Raw genomic sequence first — 24617 nt, 5'->3', positions numbered from 1 at the left:
CATAGATTTGACGGGGATGCGGGGTCGCAAATCGGGAACGACAACCTATGTTTCGCATTCTGACCTTTTGAGGGAGACGCGCATTGGCCGAAGCGGCGGTGAAAGAAAAACAGGTGAAACTGCAGGTGGCGAATTCGCGTGCCGAGGAAAGCGGCGGCGGCATCGCCCGAATCCCGCGCTCTGCCATGGCCGAACTCGGCGTGACCGAAGGCGATATCATCGAGATCAACGGCAAGCGGCAGACGGCCTCGCGCGTCGTCGCGCCCTATGCCGAGGATGAGGGGCTCGAGGTTATCCGGCTCGACGGCCTGCAGCGCGCCAATGCCGGGGCAGGGGCGGGCGACATGGTGGTTCTGAGCCGCGCCGAGACGCGCCCCGCGACCCGCGTGGTATTCGCACCCGCGCAAGAAAATCTGCGGCTTCAAGGCTCGGCCAACGCGCTGAAACGCAGCTTCTTCGGCCGCCCGGTCGTCGCGGGCGATACGGTTGCGACCGCGGGGCAGCAGCGACTGCCGTCGGGCGACATGCCGCCGCAGCTTCGCCAGATGCTCAACGCGCCGGCTTACGCGCTCGCCGAGGTGCGGTTGCTCGTCGTGTCGGCGAGCCCCAAGGGCGTTGTCTTCATCGACGAGAATACCGAAATCGAACTACTCCCCGAATATCAGGAGCCGCAGGACGCGCGCCGCACCGACGTCACCTATGATGATCTCGGGGGCCTTGGGGAGACGATCGACCAACTGCGCGAGATGGTCGAACTGCCGCTGCGCTATCCCGAACTGTTCCGCCGCCTTGGCGTCGATCCGCCGCGCGGGGTGCTGCTGCACGGGCCGCCGGGAACCGGCAAGACTCGGCTCGCGCGTGCGGTCGCCAACGAGAGCGAGGCACAATTCTTCCTGATCAACGGGCCGGAAATCATGGGGTCCGCCTATGGCGAATCCGAAAAGCGACTGCGCGACATCTTCGAGCAGGCGGCGAAATCCGCGCCGTCGATCCTGTTCATCGACGAGATCGATTCGATCGCGCCGAAGCGCGGACAGGTGCAGGGCGAGGCGGAAAAGCGGCTGGTGGCGCAGCTTCTGACGCTGATGGACGGGCTTGAACCGCGAACGAACCTGGTCGTGATCGCCGCGACCAACCGCCCCGATGCAATTGACGAGGCGCTGCGCCGTCCCGGCCGCTTCGACCGCGAAATCGTGATCGGCGTCCCCGACGAGAAGGGGCGCCGCGAGATATTGGGCATTCACACGCGCGGTATGCCGCTTGGCGAAAATGTCGATCTCGACGAACTGTCGCGCACGACCTTCGGTTTCGTCGGGGCCGATATGGCGGCGCTGACCCGCGAAGCGGCGATCGAAGCGGTTCGGCGGATCATGCCCAAGCTCAACCTTGAGGAAGGGACTATCCCGCCAGAGGTGCTCGAGGAATTGCGCGTCACGCGAGAGGATTTCAACAATGCGCTGAAGCGCGTCCAGCCCTCGGCGATGCGCGAAGTGATGGTGCAGGCCCCCAAGACCCGCTGGAGCGACATCGGCGGGCTCGACGCTGCGCGCGACAAGCTGATCGAATGGATCGAACTGCCGCTGAAAAACCCCGCTGCGTTCCGGCGCCTCGGAATTCGTCCGGCCAAAGGTTTTTTGCTCTATGGTCCGCCCGGAACCGGCAAGACCTTGCTCGCGAAGGCGGCCGCGCGCGAGTCCGACGCCAATTTCATCTCGATCAAATCGTCGGACCTCTTGTCGAAATGGTATGGCGAGAGCGAGCAGCAGATTGCGCGCCTGTTCCAACGCGCCCGCGCCGTCGCGCCCACGATCATCTTCATCGACGAACTCGACAGCCTGGTTCCCGCGCGCGGCAGCGGAACGTCAGGCGAACCGCAGGTGACCGAGCGCGTCGTCAACACGATCCTCGCCGAAATGGACGGGATCGAGGAGATGCAGTCGGTCGTCGTCATCGGCGCGACCAACCGTCCGAACCTGATCGATCCGGCTTTGTTGCGTCCGGGACGGCTCGACGAACTCATCTATGTCTCGGTGCCCAACGCGGAGGGGCGCCAGCGCATCCTCGAAATCCAGACGGCGAAGATGCCGCTGGCGGACGATGTCGATTTGGGCGTGCTCGCCGAAAAGTCCGATCGCTTTACCGGCGCCGACCTAGAGGATCTGACGCGCCGCGCAGGCCTCGCCGCGCTCAAGCGCTCGATGGACAGCGAGACGGTGACGATGGGGGATTTTGATACCGCGCTCAAGGATACCCGTGCCTCCGTCACCGAAGCGATGGAGAAGGATTATGAAAGGATCCAGGGCGAGATCAAGCAGGCCGCGATGAGCGTCGATCCGATCGGCTTCTTCGCGCCGGGCATGCTGAAGCCCGTTCGCGAGCGCAAACATGACGATGTTAAGGACTAGGTGGTTGGCTGGTCCTGACGGAGCGCTTTCCAGCCCCACAGGACCAGCCATCCGCAAAAACCTGCCATCAGGCCGTAAGCGACCATCGGGTGCCAGTTGTAGAGCAGCACGCCGATCGCTGGCGAGACGATGTAGGCAGATCCGTTTATCGACGCGGTCATGCCCGCGACGCTCCCCTGATCGCGGCGCGGCACAGATAGCGAAGCGCCCGCGGTAAATCCGGGACGAAACAGGCCAAAGCCGAGCGATCCGAGTGCGAAGCCGATCACGATCCCGTGCAGATCCTCGGCGAGGCCCGTCATCAATATGCCGCATATGGCGAGCGCTGAGCCCCACAAGACCGTCGGACGCGGGGTCAGCTTGAATAGCGGGATCAATCCCCATTGTGCGAGCAAGGTCGCGAAGGCGCCAGCCATCAGGACCGTTCCGGTCAGCCTGGCGGCGGTATCGGGTTCTGCGCGCAGGTGCAGGCGGTCGAGAATGAGGAATCCGATGACGCCGAGCATCATGGCCTGAGCTTGTCCTCCGAGAAAGCCAGCGACCAACCAGGGGCGCACGCGTGAATCTCGCCACCCAAGTCGCTCTTGGGGCGGTGCGTCGGGCTCGTTCTCCTCCTCGCCAGTGGGTTCCGAAGGCCCCGCCGACAAGGGGTAGGGCGCGATCGCACCGCGCGCCGCGAAGCGCGGCGTGTCATTCGGCAAGCGCCAGCGCAGCATGAGCAGAACGAGCAGGCCAATGAGCGCGAAAACGAGCATCGGTCCGGCCAAGCCGACGACGGGGAGAATGAAATAAGGCGCGATCGCCGGCCCGATCACGGTGCCGAGTCCGAAGGACGACGAGACGAGCGAGAGTGCCTGTGTTCGCTCGTCGGGGTCGGTACGCGAGGCGACATAGGCTTGCACGGCGGGCGGGGCGGCGGAGCCCAGTCCACCATATAGGCTGCGGAATAGAGCAAAGACGATGAAGGTGACCCCGGCGCCGATCAGGCCCTTGAGCCCTGCCCAAAGGACAAGGCCGCAGAGCGCCATCGAGGAAAGGAAGCCGACCACCCCAAGCGCCATCAACGCCTTGCGTCCGCGCTTGTCCGATTGGCGCGCCCAATGCGGCGCGGTGAGCACCCACAGCAGCGCCGACCAGCTGAAGGCGAGGCTGACCCAGACGTCGGGGATATGGAGCGTGGTCCCGATCGCCGGCAGGATCGACTGCATCGCGGTATTGCCTGCCGCGGCGACGAGCATCACCGCGAACAGCACCGCCATGCGATCCGGAGGGATGGAACGCGATTTTGTCGCCATGTCCGCCCCCTTCGTTTGCAGTCGTTAACGCCGCCTTTCCCTACACGCGCGCGCCTGTCTGTCCAGAGTCAAGACAGACTCTTTCCTTGCGCGACCGTCACGATTTTGCCACGCATTTGATCAACCGCAACAACCCGAAAGCCATCATGACCAATCCGCGGGCGCAGGCCCAACAAACGAAAGCCCCGCTGGCCCGCCGGCTGCGCGTGGGCCTCAAGCGCTTTTTCGGGCCGTGGGGCATGTTCGTGCGCGGCTTCATCAAGCATCCGGTCATGGTGGGATCGATCGTGCCGTCGTCGCCGACGCTGATCCGCCATATGCTGAAGCCGGTGGACTGGAAGAACACGAAACTCTTCGTCGAATACGGCCCGGGCGTCGGCACCTTCTGCCGCCCCGTCCTTGAACGGATGGCGGGCGACGCGACGCTGATCGCGATCGACACCAACGAGGATTTCATCGACTATCTGAGCAAGGATATTCGCGATAGCCGCTTTATCGCGGTTCATGGCTCGGCCGCCGATGTCGAGGCGATCATTCGCGCGCACGGGTTCGAGCAGGCCGATTACGTCCTCTCGGGCCTGCCATTCTCGACGTTGCCGGAGGGCGTCGGTCCGGCGATCGCCGCCGCGACACATCGCGTGCTTCGCCCCGGCGGCGCCTTTCTGGTTTATCAGTTCCGCGCGCGCGCGCGCGACTTCCTCGCGGCGCATTTCCAACGCATCGACAACGCGTTCGAATGGGTGAATGTCCCGCCCTGCTTCCTCTTTTGGGGCTGGAAGGATTAAACGTCCGGGTCGGGGTCGCCGAGCCCGAAATTGAGTTTCCGCGACACCGTATAGTCGACAACGCCGACCACGAACCATGCGAGCGTCCAGCGCAGCCGGGTCAACCAGCTGGCGCGTGCCTTGTGCGATTGCGGCGTGATAATCTCGCAATCGGGCCGCAGCGCGGCGAGGAAATTGCGCATCTTTCCGGCGAAACCCGCGTCGGCGATCCGCACCATCACCTCGACGTTCACGAACAGGCTTCGAACGTCGAAATTCGCCGATCCGATATAGACGACATCGTCAATGACGATCAGTTTCATGTGCAGCCGGCACGGCCGATATTCCCAGACGTCGGCGGTCTTTCGCAGCAGATAGCCGTAGAGCAGCCGAGACGCGCCGATCGTCGCCGGATTGTCCGACTTGCCGGCCATTACGAAACGCGCGCGCCCGCGCTGTGCGACGCGGCCAAGTCGGCGCAGCATGCCTTGGCCGGGGGAAAAATAGGCCATCGCCATGTCGAGTTGCCGCGCGCCCTCCAGATCGGCGCGTACCGCGCGCGCCCAGGGCGAAAGGCGCTGCGTTGGCCCTCCTACGAGCCATGAGACGGCCTCTCCATCGGCAGGCCATTCGCGGATCAGCCGCCGCAGAGTCAGCACCTTGCCGTCGTCGTGGACGGTATAGTCGTGAATCTCGGCAAACCACCGCGCGGCGTTGGCGACAGTCGGACCCTTTACGATCATTCCGATGTCGAACCAGCAGTCGCTGCGGGGCGGGCTCAGATAGTCGTCGGCGATGTTAAATCCACCGGTGACCGCGATATAGTCGTCGATCAGGATCAGCTTCTGGTGATTGCGGATCAGATAGGTCGACCGCCAGCGGCGCGAGAAAAAGGTGACGCTGCCGCCCGCCTCGCGCAGCGGGGCGAACAGGCTGTCGGGCGTATCGCCCGAACCGAAACTGTCGATAACGGCGCGCACGCGGACGCCGCGCTTCGCCGCCAGCAGCAATGCATCGACTATGCGTTGGCCGGCACCATCGCCCTCGAAAATATACATGATGATATCGACGCTGTGCGCGGCGCCGTTTATCAGGTCGAGCAGGCGAGCCAACCGGTCGCTGCCGTCGAAGAGCAGTTCGATGCGGTGGCCCGCGACATCCGCCGACAGACTTTGATGCAGGTCGGCGGGGGGACAGGCGTCACTCATTGACCGTCCATAGGCGGGCGGCCGCGACGGCCGCAAGTGCGTCGGCGGCGAAGTCGTTTGAAATGGAGAACGGTGCCGGGATAACCGCTCCAGCCTGTCATGCCATGCCGGTCCGCGGCGGATCCGCCCCATATTTTTTAACTTTTAGCCGTTACCCGGCTTCCATGGGGTTGAAAACCAAGGGGAAGTTAGATGCGGGCTTGGAAAGCAGGGGCGGCGCTGGCTGCATTGATGGTCGCTGGAACAGCACAGGCGCAAACGACATATTATTGGCCTGCGCCCGAGGCACCTCCGACGGGCGAGGCGAAGCGTTATTATATGCCCATGGGCACTCCGGTGATGCTGCGTACGCGAACCGATCTTTCGACAAAGCACAACAAGCCTGGCGATCGGGTTTATCTGGAGGTCACCGAAAATATCTCGTTTCGCGGAAAGACCGTCATCCCGATCGGCGCTCCGGTCGTCGGCGAGGTAGCGCGGGCGCAGCGCAACGGCCATGTCGGCAAGAAAGGGAAGCTGGAAATCCGGTTGCTCTATGTCGAAACGCCCAACGGTCCGGTTCGGCTGGCAGGTTCGGCCTATGATGAAGGCAAGAGCGGCACTGCCGCATCGGTCGCCACCATGCTTCTTGTCTCACCGCTCGGCGGATTTTTCATTCACGGCACCAGCGCCGAGCTTCCGGCCGGAACGTCCGTGAAAGCCGTTCTTGCGGAAAACCACCGGTTCACCTGGTATCCGGAAACCGCTCGGACGCTCGCTGCGCGGCCGGCCCAGCCCGACGTTTATGGGAACGCGGCGCCGGGCCTCCCAGCGCTGGGATCGCCCGACTAGGAGCAATCCGGCAATTGTCCTGACGGCCTCCGGCTGCATCTGCGGGCGGCTTCGGTGACGGGGTTTGATTGACATCGAAGGGCCGGGCTGCTAGCGCGCAGCGCTTGCCGCCATGCCCCATGGGCTGGCCTCTCCGATATCTAAGGAAACAATATGGCCCGCGTTACCGTCGAAGATTGCGTCGACAAGATTCCCAACCGCTTCGACCTGGTTCTGCTCTCCGCGCATCGCGCGCGCGAAATCTCGGGCGGTTCGGAACTGACCATCGATCGCGACCGCGACAAGAACCCCGTCGTCGCGCTGCGCGAGATCGCCGAGCAGACGATTCGCCCCAAGGAGCTACAGGAAACGCTCGTCGGTTCGATGCAGAAGGTTGTCGTCGACGATGACGATACGCCCGATGAAATCAGCTCGATCAGCCGCTCGGCGGAAGCGCTTCGCTTGACCGCCGCAGCGCCGCCGCGCAGCCCTGCCGGTGGTGGCGGCGACTTCGAATAAGAGCGGCCGACAATCGATCACCCAAAAGGGCCGCGGGCAACTGCGGCCCTTTTCTCATTCGAGGTGCGTCAGTTCGGCGACGCGGATTGCCCGCGATGTCAGCATGGGGTCGAGGATGCGCTGGATGCGGTGCGCGCGCTGCGAGCCGACCGCGATGTTGAACAGGCTGTTCGCGATCACATCGGCGATCTGGACGCCGTCGCTGCGACGACTGTCGGCGAGAGAAGCGCGGCCCCATTGGCCAAGGCCTGCCTGTATCTCTTCGCGGACGTCCGCGAGTATCTTGGGATCGTAACGTCCATCGTCGATCACGACGTCGGTGCAGACGCCGCCCGTCTCGGGCAGCCAGCGTCCGATCGCGAGATCGAGCAGGGCGGCATAAAGCGCAAGGTCGCTCGGCAACGTACCGCCGGGGTTCCGCGCGAGCTTGTCGCGTTCGGCGACCGCGACCCACGCTCGTCCGCCGGCGCGGTCGAACAGTTCAAGCAGGTAGGCGCGCTCGACGATACTGATGCGGCTGCCTTTGAGCTCGCCGCGCAGCCCCGTAACGCCCCGGAACCGGTCGTGGATTTCGGTCGCGGCTTGCGGCGTCAACATGACGGCCGAGAAGGTCATCGCGCCCGCGTTGAGTCCGCCCGATTCGTCGCAATAGATCGTCATTCCGATGGGTTACCGCACGCGCCCGAAAAAGGCGACCGTCCGGGTCTGGCCAGGCGCGACCGCGTCGGTCCACTTCCAGCGAACGTGCGTGACATCCGCCGCCGTGGCGGGGCGGGGCACCGCGCCGTCGATCGGCACCGATAATTCGGAAAGAGGCGCAAATTGCTTGCCGCCGTCGATCGAGACACCGAAGCCCGCCGGGTCGTCCGTGCCGTCGAACAGCAGCGCCTTCGGGATCGGATTGGCAATGACGACGCCCGACGCGGGCTTCGAGCCGTTATTGGTGAAGGCGAGCGAGATGCGCACCCGGTCTCCCGGAACGACGACGTCAGGCGTAAGGTAAGTCTTGGTCGCGGCTTGGCCGTCCCTGCCGGGGACCGATTTTTCGAGTTCTACTTTGCTCGTCAGCGCGCCGGCGTTCTGCGCCAGAGCCGGCTGCGCGCCGGCGATCAGAAGCGTTGCCGCAGCCAGAACGCCCCACCTCTTGCCTGTCATCGCTTTCTCCCCTGGTCCTTGCCCGGATCTTTGGCGCATCAGGCGGGGCAGGGATAGCGTTTCTTCATCAGCGCGTCGAAGGCCGAATAGATGCTGACCTTCCTCCGCACGGCAACCGGATAGCTGCGCAGGTGTGAAAGCCATTGATCGGGGGAGAGGCTGCCCGATTCGGGCGGGCAACTTGTCGTCTTGCGGCCGACGCGGCGTTCGGCGTCGATCCGCGCCTTGTAGCGTTTGCCCGCCGCGACGACTTCGCCCTTGAGCTCATTGCCCTGCGGCGTCGCGAGCGCGAGCGGGCCGAGCCGTTCGATCGAGGCCGCGCGCGCGAGGAAAGCCGCCACGCTCATGTCGCCCGGCCTCATGGCGCACAGCACCGGAACGGCAAGCAGGACGGGCAGGAGGCGGCGCGCATGTTTCGCGTTGATCATGCGCCGCAACCTGTCCCCCGCCAATGAATAGTCCCTGAATCGAAGGGCTAGGCCGGAAAGCCTATGCGCCTTGGGGATTGGCGTCGCCGAACGGCCGCGGCTTGCGCTTGATCTGCGGAATGCCGCCCGCATGACCCGAAACGGGCGTGCCGCGCTTGTCGGCATCGTCCTCGCGCCCGATGTCCTCGCCCTTGATCGCGCGCTTCGCTTCTTCGCCCGACAGCGTTTCATATTCGAGCAGCGCGCCCGCGAGCAGGTGCAATTCGTCGATATGGTCGGTCAGCACCTTGCGCGCGACCTTTTCGCCTTCCTCGACGAGGCGACGCACTTCGGCGTCGATCAGCTTGGCGGTTTCCTCGGACATATTCTGCGCACGCGACACGCTGTGGCCAAGGAAGACCTCGTCCTGATTGTCGCGATAGCGCAGCCAGCCCAGCTTTTCGGACATGCCATATTCCATGACCATGGAACGCGCCATGTCGGTCGCCTGCTGGATGTCGTTCGACGCGCCGGTATTGAGCTCGTCCTTGCCGTAGATCAGCTGCTCGGCGATGCGGCCGCCGAAGCAGAGCGCGAGGCGCGCCTTCATCTGTTTCATATTCTGCGAATAGCGATCGCGCTCCGGCAGGTTCCACGTCACGCCCAGCGCGCGGCCGCGCGGGATGATCGTCACCTTGTGCAGCGGGTCGTTGTGCTCGACGTGGAGCGAGACGAGCGCGTGGCCCGCCTCGTGATAGGCGGTCGCCTTCTTCTCGTCCTCGGTCATGACCATTGACCGGCGCTCGGCGCCCATCATGACCTTGTCCTTGGCTTCCTCGAACTCGTTCGACGCGATCAGGCGCTTGCCCTTGCGCGCCGCGAGCAGCGCGGCTTCGTTGCAAAGATTAGCCAGATCGGCGCCCGAGAAGCCCGGCGTCCCGCGTGCGATACGGCGGAGGTCGACGTCGGGTGCCAGCGGCTTCTTGCGCGTGTGGACCTCGAGGATCTTCTGGCGGCCCTCGATGTCGGGGCGCGGTACGACGACCTGGCGGTCGAAGCGGCCGGGACGGAGGAGGGCGGGGTCCAGCACGTCGGGCCGGTTCGTCGCCGCGACGATGATGATGCCTTCGTTCGCCTCGAAGCCGTCCATCTCGACGAGCAGTTGGTTGAGTGTCTGCTCGCGTTCGTCATTGCCATTGCCGAGCCCGGCACCGCGATGGCGGCCGACCGCGTCGATTTCGTCGATGAAGACGATGCACGGCGCGTTGCGCTTCGCCTGTTCGAACATGTCGCGGACGCGCGATGCACCCACGCCGACGAACATTTCGACGAAGTCCGAGCCCGAAATGGTGAAAAAGGGAACGCCCGCCTCACCCGCGATAGCGCGCGCCAGCAGGGTCTTGCCGGTGCCGGGAGAGCCGACGAGCAAGGCGCCCTTCGGAATCTGGCCGCCGAGCTTCGAGAATTTGGTCGGGTCTTTCAGGAATTCGACGATTTCCTCGAGCTCCTCGCGCGCCTCGTCGATGCCGGCGACATCGTCGAAGGTCACACGGCCCTGCTTTTCGGTGAGCATCTTGGCGCGTGACTTGCCGAAGCCCATCGCGCCCGAGCCGTTGTTCTTCTGCACCTGACGGAAGACGAAGAAGGCGATGCCGAGGATCAGCAGGAAGGGCAGCGACTGGACGAGCATATACATCCAGAAATTCGGCACTTCGGCCGCCTTTCCGTCATATTTGACGCCATTGTCGTTGAGCATCTTCAACAGTTCGGGATCGCGCACGACGTTCGCGGTGAAGCGGTCGCCGTTCGACAGCGTGCCGGTGACCTTGTCTTCGGAGAGCACGACGTCCTTGACGCTGCCTTCCTCCACCTTCTGACGGAATTCCGAATAGGCAAGCGGACTGCCCGCGGGCTGCGTAGCACCGCCGAACATCGAGGCGACAAGGAGCATGGCGAGCAGGATGCCGCTCCAGATCATCACACTCTTCATCCAGGGGTTGCCCTGCGGTTCCTTGTCGTCCTGCATTCGGAAATCTTTCCTGTCGCCCGCGAACATCGCGAAACTGATCCCATCAAGATAGGATAATCGGGTTAAATGACAATGAGGCAATCAGGCCTTTTTCGTCGTGTTCCGGCGCGGTGCCGCGGAAATGCGCCAGATCGTCCCTTCGAGCCCGCGCACGGCGTCGATCAGCAGCGCGCCGACCATCGCGCGGCGACCCTCGTGCATCGCGGCGATCACGCCTTCGAGCGAAGCGCCGCGCAGGACGAGCTGGGGCGCGTTGGCGCGCAGGCGCTGCGCGACGATGCGACGGAAGATTTCGGGCGGATAACTTTCGTCGCGGATCACCGCGATATCCGACGCGTCGGGCCATGAGGCGATGAGCCGTTCGACCGCCCAGTCGAGCGCTTCGTCAGCCTCGGCGAGCCAGGCCGCCGACCGCGCCGAGGCCACGGGATCGAGCGCGGTCTGCGATTGCAGCGCATGGCGCAGCCGCGCGCGATCGAAGCGATCGTCGCTGTTCGACGGATCGTCGACGAAGGGCAGGTCGTTTTCGAGCGCGACCTGCACGAGTTCGCGCCGCCGCCAGTCGAGCAGCGGACGCAGGATCAGGCCGTTTTTCGCGCGGATCGCGGCGAGGCCGCCGACGCCGCTCGACCGGTTGAGGCGCATTACGATCGTTTCGAGCTGGTCGTCGGCGTGATGCGCGGTGACGATATGGTCGAGCGCGTTCGCCTCGCGCCATTGTTCGAGCAGGCGGTAGCGTTCGGCGCGCGCCGCCGCCTGTTGCGATCCGGTGATCGGCGTCGGCGGGCGCAGCGTTGAGTGCGGGATATGCTCGCGGTCGCAAAAACCCGCGACCATCCGCGCTTCGTCGTCCGACCCCTTGCGCAGGCCGTGATCGACCGTTGCCGCCCAGACCTGTCCGGGAAGCAGGCTGGTCATCAGCCAGAGCAGCGCCATGCTGTCGGGTCCGCCCGACACCGCCACGCCATAGTGGAGCCGGTGCCAGTCGGGGCCCAGAAGCGCCGCGACATCGCCGGCGAGCCGGCCGGCGATGTCGCGATCAGCAGCCTGCTTTTGCTTTTGCGGCGGCAGCATCGGTGCGGACATCCTGTGGCGCCTTGTCACCATAGACTTCGTCGAGTTCGCGGAACGCCTTGCAGGCGTCGGCCTTGCGGCCGAGCTTGTCGAGCGCGACACCCATATACATCAGGCTGTGCGGCGCACGCGGACCGCTCGGGCGATCCTTGTAATTATTGTAGAAGGCGACCGCGGCGAGGCTCGGCTTGCCCTCGTCGAGATAGGCACGGCCGAGCAGGTTCTGCGCAAAGCTCGCCTGGCTGGTCTTCGGCCATTTGGCGACGACGCTCTTCAGCTGCGCCTGCGCCTCGGGATAAAGTTTCGCACCCCACAGGCGAAAACCATAGTCATAGGCATCCTGCGTTTCGTTGCCGGTCGACGGCACTTCGACCTTTTTGACGAGCGCGAGCCGCGCGGCATCGGCAGCGCCGGGCTTCGCCGCCGGCTTTTCAGCCGGTTTTTTCGCCGGCGCCGCTGCCGCGGTCGATACGGTCGTGAGCGGCCTTACGGTGGGTGCGAGGCCCGCGGGCGTTGCGGCCGGATCGACTTCCGCCGGATCGGCGAAGCGCTTATCCATTTCGGCCTTGTAGGCGGTGAACGCCTTTTCGAGCTCACGCAGCTGGAACGCGTTCTGCTCGGTTTGGCCGGTCAGCGTCTGCAACTGGGCCTCGAGCGCGTCGACGCGTGCGGTCAGGTCGATCACCGGGGCGTTGGCGCGCGAGCGTTCGCCGGGCGTATTGTCGGGCGCGATCTCGCCTTCGAAAAAGGTCGGGCTGCCGCCGGGGAAGACCGAACGCTGGACCGCCCGCATCTCCTTTTCAAGCCGTTCGACCCGTTTGCCGATATTCGTGTCCTGCGCGGCCGCCGGCATCGCCGCGGCGAGCGCGATCGTTGCGGCTCCGAGGAAAGTGATCTGACGCGTCATCATCATCTGCCGTTAGGTTCCCACTGATTAACCAATTTCGCCGTCCATAACGCGGCAATCGGCGCCAGCGCAAACCCATTTCGGTGCGCTGCCGCTCGAACCGGCCCGAATGACCGGGTTTCGGTCCCGATTGTCCCTGTTGGTCAGCCCTTGGGGCGCGGTCCCGCGGGGATTGCTGCGCCGCCTTCGGTGCGCGCGACAAGGTCCGCGGGTTTCAGCGAAACGCCCTTCACGAGCGTGTCGGCCGGCCCGATGGATCCGATATCGCGGCCGCCGACGGTGACCCGCAGCGCCTGAGGGATGCTGGTCCGCAGCGTGAACTGCTCGATATAGGCGGGCGGAACCTGATACACTTCGCCCGCATCGAGCGTGCGCCAGTTCTCGGTTTTGCCAGTGGCATCGTCGAAGCCGATCCAGACTTCCGAAAGGCCGGTCAGCACGACCGGCGCGTTCGCCGCGACGGCGGCGGCGCCCGCTTTGGCTTCAGGCGCCGCGGCGGTGTCGGCTTGTGGCGCTTCGGATTCATCCGCGGCACGGTTTTGCGCGGCGATCAATGCCTCGTCGGGTTCGACCGAAAGGAAGCGCCAGACGCCATAGGCCGACGCGAGGAGCAGCGTGACGATAACCAGGGTCCAGGTCAGCCGCGCGGTGGGCAGGCGCGCGGGATCGGTCGGCTCATAGGCTTCGTAAAGCGGCCGCGAGCCATATTCGTCGTCTTCGAGTTCCTGACGCACCGCGGCACCGATTTCGGCCTCGGGCAGGTCGACAGCGCGGGCATAGGCGCGCGCGAAACCGGTGACATAGGTCCGGCCCGGAAGTTCCGAAAAATCGGACTTTTCGATCGCGGCGAGATGACGCTGGGTAATGCGCGTGCGCGTCGCCACGTCGGCGAGCGACAGACCAGCCGCTTCCCGCGCCAGCCGAAGCCGATCGCCGGTGCGCGTGATCGCCAACTCGCCCTGTTCGGGGGCGACGTCCTCATCCGTCATTGCTGTCTCCGTGCCGGCCGTTTGACCCAGGTTCGACCGTGTCACTCGTTCATCGCACTGACGGCGCGCGAAAGTCAAATGAAGTTCGGTAAATGGACGGTTTGAAAAGAAGCGGGATTTGGGTTTGCTGGTCGGGGGTGGATTCGAGTGTGTGGCGGCTTGAGGGAGGGGGACTTTGAGGTGAGCGATCAGGCGTTTATTTGGCTTCGTTATTCCGGACTTGATCCGGGAGCCCTTATGACGGCGCGACTCTGGATCCCGGATCAAGTCCGGGATGACGATGAAAAGAGAGGCCGCAACCGCCGGTTGGCCGTTGCACCCTAAAGTACATATTTGCTTAGGTCGGTGTCGCCGACGACGTCGGCGAGCTGGCTATCGACATATGCGGCGTCGATGTCGAGCGTCGTGCCGCCCGCGTCTTCGGCGGTGAAGCTGATTTCCTCGACCAGCCGCTCCATGATCGTCTGGAGCCGGCGCGCGCCGATATTCTCTACCTTTTCATTCACTTCGGCCGCGAGTTTCGCGACGCGTGCGATGGCGTCGTCGGAGAAGTTCAGCGTCACGCCTTCGGTGCCGAGCAACGCTGCATATTGTTCGGGAAGTCCGGCCTTAGTCTCACTGAGAATACGGACAAAATCCTCTTCGGAGAGCGCGCCGAGCTCGACGCGGATGGGGAGGCGGCCCTGAAGTTCGGGGAGCAGGTCGCTCGGCTTCGCGACATGGAATGCGCCCGACGCGATGAAAAGGATATGGTCGGTCTTCATCGGACCATATTTGGTCGCGACCGTCGTGCCCTCGATCAGCGGCAACAGGTCGCGCTGGACGCCCTCGCGGCTCACCGAGCCGCCGCGCACGTCGCTGACCGCGATCTTGTCGATCTCGTCGAGGAAGACGATGCCGTTCGCCTCGGCATCGGCGAGCGCGACGCGCGCGACATCGTCCTGGTCGAGCCGCTTGTCCTGCTCTTCCTCGATCAGCCGCGTCGCGGCCTCGATGACTTTCAGCTTGCGGCGCTTCTTGGGCGGGCCGCCCATCGCCTTGCCGAGCATGTCCGACAGGTTGATCATGCTCATCTGCCCCGGCTGGCCGGGAAGCTCGAAGTTCATGCTCGGGGTGTCGGCAACCTCGATCTCGACCTCGCTCTCGTCGAGGTGACCCTCACGGATGCGCTGGCGGAAACTCTGGCGCGTCGCCTCGCTGGCGCCCTTGCCGGTGAGTGCGTCGAGCAGCCGCTCCATCGCGGCCTCCTCGGCGGCGGCGCGCACGGCTTCGCGGCGGCGATCCTTCTCGAGCCGCACCGCTTCCTCGACAAGGTCGCGCGCGATCTGTTCGACGTCGCGGCCGACATAGCCGACCTCGGTGAACTTGGTCGCCTCCACCTTGATGAAAGGCGCGTCGGCGAGCTTGGCGAGGCGGCGCGAAATCTCCGTCTTGCCGCAGCCGGTGGGGCCGATCATCAGGATATTCTTGGGGCTGACCTCGTCGCGCAGGTCGGGCGAAAGCTGCTGGCGGCGCCAGCGGTTGCGGAGCGCGACGGCGACCGCACGCTTCGCCGCGGTCTGGCCGATGATATGCGTGTCGAGCGCGGCGACGATCGCCTTCGGGGTCAGGTCTTTGTTCATTTTGTGGAGAGTTCCAGAAAGAAATTCATGTGACCGCTAGATGGGAAGGGGTCGGTTCAAGTCAAGCGGGACAGCGGAATCCGGAGAAAAGCCGCTGATGCGCGGCGACGATGCGCGCGATGCGCTCGGGCTGGGGCTCGGCCTCCCAAATATTGCGTTCGTAGCTGCCGCCGATGACGATCCCGTCGGGGCGCGGGAACATATATCCGGCGTCGCCGGTGAAGGCGTATTGGACTTCGGGTTGGGGGATCAGGATGGCGAGCTGGCCGCGGATCGGGATCAATTCGGTGTCGCCGAACAGGTCGCGCGCGCCGAGCCCGGTGCAGTTGAAGACGAGCGTTTCGGGCAGCGACGCGATCTCGGCGGGCGAAGCGAAGCCGCGTACCGCGATGCGGCCGCCCGCGCCCTCGATATCGCGCATCATCTGGCGGAGATAGCGACCCGTTTCGACATAGATCGTGTCATATTGCCAGAGCCGCTCGATCGGGAAGGGATGCTCGTCCCGGCGAAGCGCGCGCGTTGCGGGCGGGAAGGTCGGAAGCTTGGGCTCCTCGGGAGTGCCTTCGGAATAGGTCGTGAGCCAGCGAACGCCATAATCGTCGCCGACCATGATCTGGAAACGCCGCCAGCTGTAATCGAGCGCCGCGGAGAATTGTCGCCGCCATTCGGGGGTGACGGCATCGGCCTTGAACAGGCCGAAGGGGTGGAATTGTCCGCCTGCGATGTTCGAGGTGGTGTCGGGCGGCAGCGCCTTGGCATAAACGGTGACCGGGAAGCCCGCTTCCTGAAGCAGCCGTGCGGTGGACAGGCCGACGATGCCGGCGCCGATCACCGCGACGGGGCCGCTGTGCCCGGGGGCGCCCATCTCGATCGCGAGCTTCGACGTGCCCCAGCTCATCGTGATGCCCGACCCGCCGTGGCCGTAGTTGTGGACGAGGCGCTTGGTGCCGAGCGTGTCGGCGCGCACGACGAAGCCGCCCGGGCGATAGGGGCGGAGGCCCGCGACGGTGCGGATGACGCGGTCGGGTGACGCCTTCACCGGCATCAGGCAGGTGGCAGGGGTTCGCGCGGTCGTGGTCGCGCAGCCGGGGAGGGCGAGGGCGGCGGAGGCGGCGACGAAATGGCGGCGGGGGAGCGGTTGAATCACCCCGCGACCATAGAGGATCAGCCCTTGATGTCGATGGTCTCGGCCGTGAACTGGTCATTGGTGTAGACGCAGATGTCGGCGGCGACCTCCATCGCCTTCTTCGTCAGCACCGCAGGGTCCTTTTCATAATCGGCGAGCGCGCGCGCCGCCGAGAGCGCGAAATTGCCCCCCGAGCCGATCGCCGCAATGCCGCCCAGCGGTTCGAGCACGTCGCCGTTGCCCGTGATGACGAGCGTGACCTCCTTGTCGGCGACGATCATCATCGCCTCGAGGTTGCGCAGATACTTGTCCGTGCGCCAGTCCTTGGCGAGTTCGACGGCCGCGCGCAGCAACTGGCCGTTGTGGCGCTCGAGCTTGGCTTCGAGGCGCTCGAAGAGGGTGAAGGCGTCGGCAGTCGCGCCGGCAAAGCCGCCGATGACGCTGCCGTCGTGGAGGCGCCGCACCTTGCGGGCGTTGGGTTTCATTACGGTCTGGCCCATCGACACCTGGCCGTCGCCGATAATGACGACCTTGTCTTCGCTACGGGCGGAAAGGATGGTGGTTCCGTGCCAGGGCGCGGCACTTTGCGCATGAGGATTGGTCATGCGGCGGGATATGGGCGATGGGCGCCGGGGCCGCAAGGGGAGGGCTGGTTGGTGGTCAGGCGGGCCAGGTCAGGAGCGCGCGGGCCCCCTCGTCGATCTCGATCGCCGACGGGTCTGTGAGCAGCACGGCTTCGCCAAGCGCGACGCGTTCGCCGGCGACACGGCAGCCCGCCGCCAGCGGTACGAAGGTCAGCTCGCCCTGTGCCTGTGCGAGCAGGGCGGAATCAACCGGCGCGGCGAGATGCGCGAGAAAGAAGTGCGGGCCGCTGACGAGCATGCGGTTCGCATGCGGATCGACAACTGTGTCGCGCGGGTCGTGGACCGGGCCGGGCCTTGCGACCTTCAGCCCTTCGTCGAGGTGCAGTTCGCGCGGGCGGCCATAGTCGTAGAGGCGATAGGTGCAGTCGACATTCTGCTGCACCTCGACGACGGTCAGTCCGCCGCCGATGGCGTGGATCGTGCCGGCGCGGTTATAGACGAAATCGTCGGTCTGCGACTGGCGCCAGTCGACCATATCGACAATGCCGCCGTCGAGCGCGGCGTCGTGGAGTTCCTCGCGGCTGATCTCGCGGTTCAGGCCGACCCCGAGTTCGGCGCCCGGCTTCGCATCGAGGATCAGCCAGCATTCCTCCTTGCCGCGCGGATAGCCGGCGGCACGCGCGGCTTCGTCGTCGGGATGGACCTGAATCGAGAGCCGCTCCGAGGTGAAGAGGAACTTGACCATGATCGGCGCGTCGTCGCCGTCGGGATGGGCGAACCAGATTTCGCCGATGCGACGCCCGCTGAAATCGCCGAAATCGGTCGGAATGTCGGTGCGGCCCCATGGCTTTTCGACGACGGATGTTTGCAGTCGAACGAACATGTCCCTGCCTTGTGACGTCGCCGCACCGGGGTCAAGAGAAGCGCCAGGTGCGACTCTCTTGGCTACATAGCCACACCATTGCCAGCAGCAGCGCACGAGCAATGCAACGCTTCGACTTGCCCGGCGTATATTGCCACGTTCCTTATGGGGGGGTAAGGGCGAGCTTTCGCTGGAAAGCCCAGTTTTTCCGCATCGATGTTGATTAAATTTAGGTAGATCGGTCCCACTTGTCATGTTTTGGAAGCGCAAAAGCCGGCCAGCCCAACCGGCGCTCGGCGGCTTTTCCATCCCCGAAGGCCAGCGCGTTTACGCAATCGGCGACATTCACGGCCGCGACGATCTGTTCGGTCAGATCGTAGATCATATTCGCACGGACAATGCCGCTCGGGACCCTGCCGATGTGACCCTCATATTGCTGGGCGATCTGGTTGATCGCGGCCCTCAGTCAGCCGAAGTCGTCGATCGCGCCATGCGGCTCGGCGACGAATTTCCCGATACGCGCCTGATCATCGGGAATCACGAAGAATGCTTTCTCGCCGCGCTGACCGGTGACGTCCGGCGGCTGCGCTATTTCATGCGGATCGGTGGGGAAGCGACGGTCCGTAGCTATTGGAAGGATGATTCAGGTTTCGCCGAAGCATCTTTCGAGGAGGTGGCGGAGCGCCTGCCGAAACTCGTTCCGCCGGACCATGTCCACTTCCTGGGGCAGGGAGAGGATGTCATCGAGATTGGCGATTATGCTTTCGTGCATGCGGGAATTCGCCCAGGCGTCCCTCTCGAAAAACAGTCGCTGTCCGACCTCAGGTGGATCCGCGACGATTTCCTCGACGATCTGGGCGATCACGGCAAAATGATAGTTCATGGGCACAGTATCACGTTGCAGCCCGACGAACAGGCGAATCGCATCGGCATCGACGTGGGGGCCTTTCGTAGCGGTACGCTCGCGGCGCTCGGCCTGCAGGGCCGGAAACGATGGTTTCTTTTCGCGCGCGGGGAACAGATGGAAAATGCCGCCTGAACGGCGGTGGCCGATGCCGTTTCGCATCCCGGCCGCTGAAGAGGGCTTCGACCGCGTTCCGTTCCCGATTGATCTTTCGGCCCGGGCCACGTAGCCCGTCGCAATGCTAGACAATATCGTGACATTCTATTGCCGAAGCTTGCCGCGATTTCGGGGCAAGCAGCGTGGGCTGAAGGCGATGAGATCCCTGCCGTGCGAGTTCGGGCGGTCCTATTACGGACCGCGGATGGCATGGAACCCCACCGATTCGACCTATAGAGCCTGCATGGTGGGTGCCTACGGGTGCTTCATCAGCGACGTTATCGCATCGCAGGACCAGCCGTTCACCTTCCTCGATATCGGCTCGAATCAGGGCTTGTACGCGCTCTGCGCGTCCGCAAATCCGAATTGCGAGCGCGTTTTCGCCTTTGAGCCGAATCCTGCGACTTTCGCCTATCTCGCGCGGAATATCGAGGCCAACGGGCGTCGCGACCTGGTCACGGCTTTCAACGCCGCGATCGCGGAAACGCCGTCGGTCGAACTCTCCGTTCCCGACCAGCATTCCGGCGCCGCGAGCATGTTCGGGACAGGCACCCGCATCACCGTCCCCTCGGTTTCTTCCGACGATATGGCCCGGGCCTTCGATTCGAGCCGCGGATCGCGCATCATCGCCAAGATAGACGTCGAAGGCGCCGAGACGATCGTACTCGGTGTGCTCAAGAATCTCGGATTCCTTCAGAAAATCGACGTGATCATCATCGAGATCAGTTCGAACATCCGCGGAGAGCACCATGGATCGGAGATCGTCGCCTTCCTGAACAAGGAAGGATGGAGCGAGCGGCAACGGTCGGATGGCTCCACGATTTTCGACGCCGTTTTCGAGCGCAGCTGAGCGCCACCGCTAAATCGGGATCGGCAAAAGCTTGTGGTCGGGCGTCCTGCCCGGTTCGCCATAGTTTCAGCCCCGTCGCTTGCCTCCTATCGACGGAAAGTTTAAGCGCTCCGCTCTTTCACAACCTCGCACCGGGCCATATGCAAGAAATACGAAATCCTAGGGCTAGCAAACCCAGAGCGCACCGATCGAGGCAGAGCGGGCAGAATCTGGCGACGCCGGGTTTGATCGTCATCCTGTTTGTCGTGCTGGTTTTCCTGCTTGGCGGCGGATCGCGCAGCGATATTGCTTCCCTGCCATTGCTGCGCGCCGCATCGGTGATGTTCATGTGTTGGGCGATTGCGGGGATGCAAAGCGCCGATTGGCGGCGAGTTCGCGTGCCGCTGGTGTTGCTTCTGGCATTGACCGTTTGGATCGCGTTGCAACTCGTGCCGCTGCCGCCGGATATCTGGCATGGCCTGCCCGGTCGCGAGACGATCGTTGCGATCGACAGGTTGCTTGGACAAGCCGATTTGTGGCGGCCGATCAGCCTGACGCCGTCGGATACCTGGAACAGCCTGCTCGGGATGACCGTGCCGCTTGCCGCGGCTTGCCTGATCGCGCGACTGGATGCCGAAGACTATCCCAGGCTGCTGGCGGCATTCGTCGCAATTGCAGCCGTGAGTGCCATGCTCGGATTCATGCAGGTACTGCTGGGGACGGGGAATGCGGCCTATCTTTATCGCATCACCAATTCCAACGCGATGGTCGGCCTGTTCGCGAACCGCAATCACCATGCCGTCATGCAGGCTTGTGCGGTGCTCATAGCCGCGGCGTTGCTGCGGGACGAACTCATGCGCAAGCGGCAACGGCGGTCGGCCCAGCTCCTCCTCGCGCTGGCCGCCTTATTGTCCACGGCGATGACCGTCATGATCGGATCGCGCGCAGGACTGGTGGCCGGCTTCGTCGCCTTTGTCCTGGGCTATGCGATGGTCGTGCCGGCCTGGCGCACGCGTCCCGTCGGACGACACGGCGATCCGCGACGCGTATCCGTTTCGCGCATGGCGCTCGTCTGGGCTTGGGCGCCGCCGGTTCTGCTGGGCGTGCTTTCGGTGACGATCATCAGCCTCGCCGACCGCAGCACGTCGATCAGTCGCCTCGCCGAGCAGAGCGTCGCCGAGGATTTGCGCGTTCTGGCGTGGCCGGCCGTGCAGCAAATGATGGCCCTTTTCTGGACGACCGGCAGCGGTTTCGGCTCCTTTCCCGACGCATACAAGATGTTCGAACCCGATTCGCTCCTTTTGCCGAGCTATTTCAACCACGCGCACAATGATTTGGCGGAAATGGTGATTACGGGCGGTTTGCCCTTCGTCCTCATCGCACTGGTTGCGGCGGCCTGGATCGCCCGCCGGGCCGTCGCGCACGGGCTCCGCAATCTGGTGAAGGGGCATCGCGGCGATAATCGTCTGGCATTGCTGGGCGTAATTCTGCTGCTGGTTGCCGCAAGCGCTGTTGACTATCCGTTGCGGGTGCCGTCGCTGCAAATATTGGGCATTATGGCCGTCCTGTTGCTTTGTTGCCCACGGACCGCGCGTTCTCGGGATTAGGCTTGCAGGCAATTCGACAGCCTCTATAGCCTTTGCCCAGCCCACATCTTGGACCTGATATATTTCCTATGAATCATCGCTACCTTTCCGTTGCACTCATCGCAGCCGCCTTAACCGGATGCGCAAAGGACCCGGCGCCCGTCGGCAGCCGGGCAGGAACGCCCATCACGGTGCTGCCATCGCTGCCGATGCCGGAAGCCAGCGACGTGGTCCGTTCGACCCGCTCGTCCTTTATCGGGCCATTCACCGAACTCCGCGTCGAGGTGTTTGGCGTCGAGGAAATGCAGCGTGATATCATGACCGATGGGGACGGCAATTTCTCCTTCCCCTTGGCAGGCATGATCGCCGCGGCAGGCAAGACGCCCGACGTCGTAGCCGGCGAAATTCGCGAAAAGCTGATGCATCGTTATGTTCGCGACCCGCAGGTTTCGGTCAACTTCAAATCGACGAGCAACCCGCTGGCGCTGCAATCGATGTCGGTGACCGTCGACGGGCAGGTCAACAAGTCCGGTTCCTATCCGGTCGTCGGCCGTATGACGCTGATGCGCGCCGTCGCACTCGCCGGTGGGTTGAACGAGTTTGCGAAGCTCGAAGATGTCGTGGTGTTCCGCAACATCGGCAACAAGCAATTTGTCGGCATCTACAATCTCGAGGGTATACGCCGCGGCAATTATGCCGATCCGGAGATATTCCCGAACGATGTCGTGATTGTCGGCGATTCGCCCCAGCGCCGCGAGTATAAGGAAATATTGCGCGCCGCGCCGGCATTCCTGTCGCCGTTGGTCCTTCTGGCCAGAGAATTTTAAGGCGGGGATGGATCGCAGGATGAACGAAATGGTTAACAGCAATGGGGTTCCGTTGGCCGCCGATCCGTCGCCTTATGGCTATGGCGACGGCGGGGAGGCCGCGGGCGCGTCGGGCTTGCCGGCGCTTGAACAGATATTCACAGCGATCATCAATCACCGGAATTGGGTAATTGGTTCGATCGCTGGCGCCCTGCTGCTGGGGCTGGTGTTTACTTTCCTGGCGACGCCACAATATACGTCGACATCAAGGATCGAGATCCTTCCCGATGCCCCCGTCGCCACTTCGGTCGAAGGTCAGCGCGATCGTGCCCTGATCAACGAGCTCGCATTCTATAACACCCAATATTCACTTCTTCGCTCGCGATCGCTCGCCGAGCGCGTGCTGCGGGCGGGCAATCTGACCGCCGACAAGGACTTTATTGCAGCTTTCAAGCTGGAAAGTCCGGATCCGAACATGACGAGCGCCGATCGCCGTGAGCAGGCGGCCAGCGTGATCGACCTTCTGCTGGACAGGGTCAGCGTTTCGCCGGTTCGGACGTCGAGCCTTGTCGATATCAGCTTTTCGACACCGTCGCCGCAGTTGTCGGCCAAACTGGCGGATCTTTGGGTGAGCCAGTTCGTGGATTCGACCATCGATCGCCGATTTGCGGCCACGTCGGACGCGCGCGAATATCTGGAAGCGCGTCTCACGACCTTGCGCCAGAATCTGGAAACTTCGGAACGGGCGTTGATCAGCTATGCGACCGACAAGGGGATCGTCACGCTGTCTTCCGAAACCGATACGGAGGGCCGGACGCGGACTCAGACGCTGGTCGGGACAAATATCGCCGCGGTCAGCGACGCGCTGTCAAAGGCGAGGGAAGCCCGGATTATTGCGGAATCCGAGCTTGCAAACACTATGACCGGGAGCGCGCAAGTCAATGCGCCGACGATCAGCAGCTTGCGCGAAAAGCGCGCGTCAGTCGAAGCCGAACTCGCCGAGATGCGAACGCGCTTCGAAGAAGATTATCCGGCGGTCGTCGCCCTGAAGGCACAACTTGCCAATCTGGACCAGAGCATCAAGACCGAAACCGGCCGGTCATCGCAGGGCAACCGCGAAGCCTATAATGCCGCCGTCAAGCGCGAGCGCCAATTGCAGTCGCAGCTCGATGAACTGACGGGGCTTTATAACGTGCAGCAGCGCGAATCCATCCAGATGACCATCCTGCAGCGAGAGGTCGATTCCAATCGCCAGCTCTACGAAGGCCTGCTTCAACGCTACAAGGAAATCGGCGTCGCCGGCGTGGGGACCAACAATATTTCGATCGTCGATCGCGCGAAGGCGGCGGACCGGCCGTCGAGCCCCAATCTGATCCTGAACCTGGCGATCGCGCTGATCTTGGGCTTGGCACTCGCCGCGGGGCTGGTGTTCCTGATCGAGAAGCTCGATAGCTCGGTCCGCAATCCGCAGGATGTGACGAGCCAGTTCGGCCTGCCGTTGCTGGGCGCGATTCCCGAGATTCACGACCAGGCGGTCGCCGATGCGGTCATCGACAAGAAGTCGGCGATCTACGAGGCCTATTTCTCGTTGATGACGAATTTGAGCTTCCTGACGGCGCACGGCGCGCCGCGGTCGATCATGGTGACATCGTCGCGGCCGCAGGAAGGAAAGAGCAATTCTTCGCTCTGCCTCGCGACGGTTCTGGCTGGGAATGGGAAGTCCGTGGTCCTGGTCGATGCCGACGTGCGGAATCCGTCGATCAATCGTTATCTGGACATTCCGAACAAGCGCGGCCTGAGCCACTATCTTGCGGGCGATGACGCACTTGCCGACATGATCGCGCCCTTGCCCAAATTCGGGTTCGACGTGGTTACCGCCGGCGCTACGCCGCCCAACGCCGCGGAACTCTTGGGCAGCGACCGGTTCGCGCTTCTGATCGAAACGCTGATGACGCGTTACGATCATATCATTGTGGACTCGGCTCCGTTGCTCGGTCTCGCCGATGCGCCGCTGATCGCGCGCCGCGTAGAGGGTGTTCTGTTTACGATCGAGGCGAATTCGACCAAGAGCCGCGTCATCTCGACGGCGCTCAACCGTCTTCGCATGTCCGGCGCAAAGCTGTTCGGAGCCATCGTGACAAAGGTCGGCGCCAAGAACCAGGTTTACGGTTATGGCTACGGCTATGGTTATGGCTACAGCTACGGCGGCGAACAGAATAAGGATTGATGCGCTACGCGCATCGCCGGGATAGAGGTTGAGAGTGAATTTTCGTCGTTTCTCGATATGGTCGGCAGGCGCGGTCCTGGCAATTTTCGTTGCGTATGCGAGTTACGTCATCGTCAACCAGGTGCGGGCACCGTCGGCGCGGAGCCCGTCCTTTCCGTGGCACACCGCGACGTCCGAGGCGAATTTCGCATATGCGGGCTTTGCCGCCAGGAGGGCCAGGGATCCCCAGGCATCGGTTGGCGCCCGTGAACTTCGCCTCGCGCAACAAGCGTATCGCGTCGAACCACTGTCGTCAGCAGCGCTCGGGCTGATCATCGTTTCGAAAGAAGACAAAAGTCCCGTCGGAACCAGAC

At 63.7% G+C, this 24617-nt stretch carries 22 protein-coding genes; 9 read left to right on the top strand and 13 right to left on the bottom strand.

Annotated features, from left to right (window positions below):
- Positions 1 to 83: 83 nt before the first annotated feature.
- Positions 84 to 2405 (top strand): CDC48 family AAA ATPase, encoded by a 2322-nt coding sequence (locus tag HDC29_RS10080; RefSeq protein ID WP_179496777.1) that lies wholly within the window; start codon positions 84 to 86, stop codon positions 2403 to 2405.
- Here HDC29_RS10080 and HDC29_RS10075 read toward each other — a convergent pair.
- Entirely contained in the window at positions 2402 to 3700 is a 1299-nt protein-coding gene (locus tag HDC29_RS10075) for an MFS transporter (RefSeq protein WP_179496775.1), read from the bottom strand. The genes HDC29_RS10080 and HDC29_RS10075 overlap by 4 nt on opposite strands.
- A gap of 146 nt (positions 3701 to 3846) precedes the next feature.
- Between HDC29_RS10075 and HDC29_RS10070 the strand changes: the two genes are divergently transcribed.
- Positions 3847 to 4485 (top strand): class I SAM-dependent methyltransferase, encoded by a 639-nt coding sequence (locus tag HDC29_RS10070; RefSeq protein ID WP_179497440.1) that lies wholly within the window; start codon positions 3847 to 3849, stop codon positions 4483 to 4485.
- Here the strand turns inward: HDC29_RS10070 and HDC29_RS10065 are convergent.
- Positions 4482 to 5672, bottom strand: a complete 1191-nt coding sequence (locus HDC29_RS10065; RefSeq protein ID WP_179496773.1) for a phosphatidylserine/phosphatidylglycerophosphate/cardiolipin synthase family protein — start codon at positions 5670 to 5672, stop codon at positions 4482 to 4484. The two genes, HDC29_RS10070 and HDC29_RS10065, sit on opposite strands and share 4 nt — an antisense overlap.
- Positions 5673 to 5864: 192 nt before the next feature.
- Here HDC29_RS10065 and HDC29_RS10060 point away from each other — a divergent pair, with 192 nt between their 5' ends.
- Both HDC29_RS10060 and rpoZ read left to right on the top strand, forming a co-directional pair.
- Positions 5865 to 6503: a hypothetical protein gene (locus tag HDC29_RS10060; RefSeq protein WP_179496771.1), complete on the top strand. Its 639-nt coding sequence runs from the start codon at positions 5865 to 5867 to the stop codon at positions 6501 to 6503.
- A gap of 153 nt (positions 6504 to 6656) precedes the next feature.
- Positions 6657 to 7001: a DNA-directed RNA polymerase subunit omega gene (gene rpoZ, locus HDC29_RS10055; protein ID WP_179496769.1), complete on the top strand. Its 345-nt coding sequence runs from the start codon at positions 6657 to 6659 to the stop codon at positions 6999 to 7001.
- Between the two features lie 54 nt (positions 7002 to 7055).
- Here the strand turns inward: rpoZ and HDC29_RS10050 are convergent, their stop codons facing one another.
- The 11 genes from HDC29_RS10050 to HDC29_RS10000 all read right to left on the bottom strand — a co-directional run bounded on the left by HDC29_RS10050 (position 7056) and on the right by HDC29_RS10000 (position 17777).
- Positions 7056 to 7661 (bottom strand): DUF3800 domain-containing protein, encoded by a 606-nt coding sequence (locus HDC29_RS10050; protein WP_179496767.1) that lies wholly within the window; start codon positions 7659 to 7661, stop codon positions 7056 to 7058.
- Positions 7662 to 7670: 9 nt separating this feature from the next.
- On the bottom strand, positions 7671 to 8156 hold the full coding sequence (locus HDC29_RS10045; RefSeq protein WP_179496765.1) for a hypothetical protein: 486 nt from the start codon (positions 8154 to 8156) through the stop codon (positions 7671 to 7673).
- Between the two features lie 38 nt (positions 8157 to 8194).
- Entirely contained in the window at positions 8195 to 8584 is a 390-nt protein-coding gene (locus tag HDC29_RS10040; RefSeq protein ID WP_179496763.1) for a hypothetical protein, read from the bottom strand.
- Between the two features lie 61 nt (positions 8585 to 8645).
- Complete coding sequence (gene ftsH, locus HDC29_RS10035) at positions 8646 to 10589, bottom strand: ATP-dependent zinc metalloprotease FtsH (RefSeq protein WP_179496761.1); 1944 nt, start codon at positions 10587 to 10589, stop codon at positions 8646 to 8648.
- An 84-nt stretch (positions 10590 to 10673) separates the two neighbouring features.
- Positions 10674 to 11678 (bottom strand): tRNA lysidine(34) synthetase TilS, encoded by a 1005-nt coding sequence (gene tilS, locus HDC29_RS10030; RefSeq protein WP_179496759.1) that lies wholly within the window; start codon positions 11676 to 11678, stop codon positions 10674 to 10676.
- Positions 11632 to 12576, bottom strand: a complete 945-nt coding sequence (locus HDC29_RS10025) for a hypothetical protein (RefSeq protein ID WP_179497438.1) — start codon at positions 12574 to 12576, stop codon at positions 11632 to 11634. Before HDC29_RS10025 ends, tilS begins: the two co-directional genes overlap by 47 nt.
- A 140-nt stretch (positions 12577 to 12716) precedes the next feature.
- Positions 12717 to 13562, bottom strand: coding sequence for a helix-turn-helix domain-containing protein (locus HDC29_RS10020; RefSeq protein ID WP_179496751.1), 846 nt, complete (start codon positions 13560 to 13562; stop codon positions 12717 to 12719).
- A gap of 320 nt (positions 13563 to 13882) precedes the next feature.
- The gene (hslU, locus tag HDC29_RS10015; RefSeq protein WP_179496749.1) at positions 13883 to 15184 is read right to left on the bottom strand and encodes an ATP-dependent protease ATPase subunit HslU; all 1302 of its coding nucleotides are present in this window, start codon (positions 15182 to 15184) and stop codon (positions 13883 to 13885) included.
- A 61-nt stretch (positions 15185 to 15245) separates the two neighbouring features.
- Positions 15246 to 16331 (bottom strand): FAD-dependent oxidoreductase, encoded by a 1086-nt coding sequence (locus HDC29_RS10010; protein ID WP_373562780.1) that lies wholly within the window; start codon positions 16329 to 16331, stop codon positions 15246 to 15248.
- Between the two features lie 17 nt (positions 16332 to 16348).
- Positions 16349 to 16915: an ATP-dependent protease subunit HslV gene (hslV, locus tag HDC29_RS10005; protein WP_179496747.1), complete on the bottom strand. Its 567-nt coding sequence runs from the start codon at positions 16913 to 16915 to the stop codon at positions 16349 to 16351.
- A gap of 55 nt (positions 16916 to 16970) precedes the next feature.
- On the bottom strand, positions 16971 to 17777 hold the full coding sequence (locus HDC29_RS10000; protein ID WP_179496745.1) for a class I mannose-6-phosphate isomerase: 807 nt from the start codon (positions 17775 to 17777) through the stop codon (positions 16971 to 16973).
- A gap of 232 nt (positions 17778 to 18009) precedes the next feature.
- Here HDC29_RS10000 and HDC29_RS09995 point away from each other — a divergent pair, with 232 nt between their 5' ends.
- The 5 genes from HDC29_RS09995 (at position 18010) to HDC29_RS09975 (ending at position 24264) form a co-directional block, all read left to right on the top strand.
- Complete coding sequence (locus HDC29_RS09995) at positions 18010 to 18795, top strand: metallophosphoesterase family protein (RefSeq protein ID WP_179496743.1); 786 nt, start codon at positions 18010 to 18012, stop codon at positions 18793 to 18795.
- A 265-nt stretch (positions 18796 to 19060) separates the two neighbouring features.
- Positions 19061 to 19666, top strand: coding sequence for an FkbM family methyltransferase (locus HDC29_RS09990; RefSeq protein WP_179496741.1), 606 nt, complete (start codon positions 19061 to 19063; stop codon positions 19664 to 19666).
- 224 nt (positions 19667 to 19890) lie between these two features.
- Positions 19891 to 21252, top strand: coding sequence for an O-antigen ligase (locus HDC29_RS09985; RefSeq protein WP_179496739.1), 1362 nt, complete (start codon positions 19891 to 19893; stop codon positions 21250 to 21252).
- A gap of 170 nt (positions 21253 to 21422) precedes the next feature.
- On the top strand, positions 21423 to 22058 hold the full coding sequence (locus HDC29_RS09980; RefSeq protein WP_373562779.1) for a polysaccharide biosynthesis/export family protein: 636 nt from the start codon (positions 21423 to 21425) through the stop codon (positions 22056 to 22058).
- Between the two features lie 19 nt (positions 22059 to 22077).
- The gene (locus HDC29_RS09975) at positions 22078 to 24264 is read left to right on the top strand and encodes a GumC family protein (RefSeq protein ID WP_179496735.1); all 2187 of its coding nucleotides are present in this window, start codon (positions 22078 to 22080) and stop codon (positions 24262 to 24264) included.
- Positions 24265 to 24617: the final 353 nt, after the last annotated feature.

The organism is Sphingopyxis sp. JAI108 (assembly GCF_013410105.1).
GTDB classification, from domain to species: domain Bacteria; phylum Pseudomonadota; class Alphaproteobacteria; order Sphingomonadales; family Sphingomonadaceae; genus Sphingopyxis; species Sphingopyxis chilensis.
The sequence above is the reverse complement of the archived record's forward strand: the minus strand, read 5'-3'. Positions and strand labels throughout refer to the sequence as shown.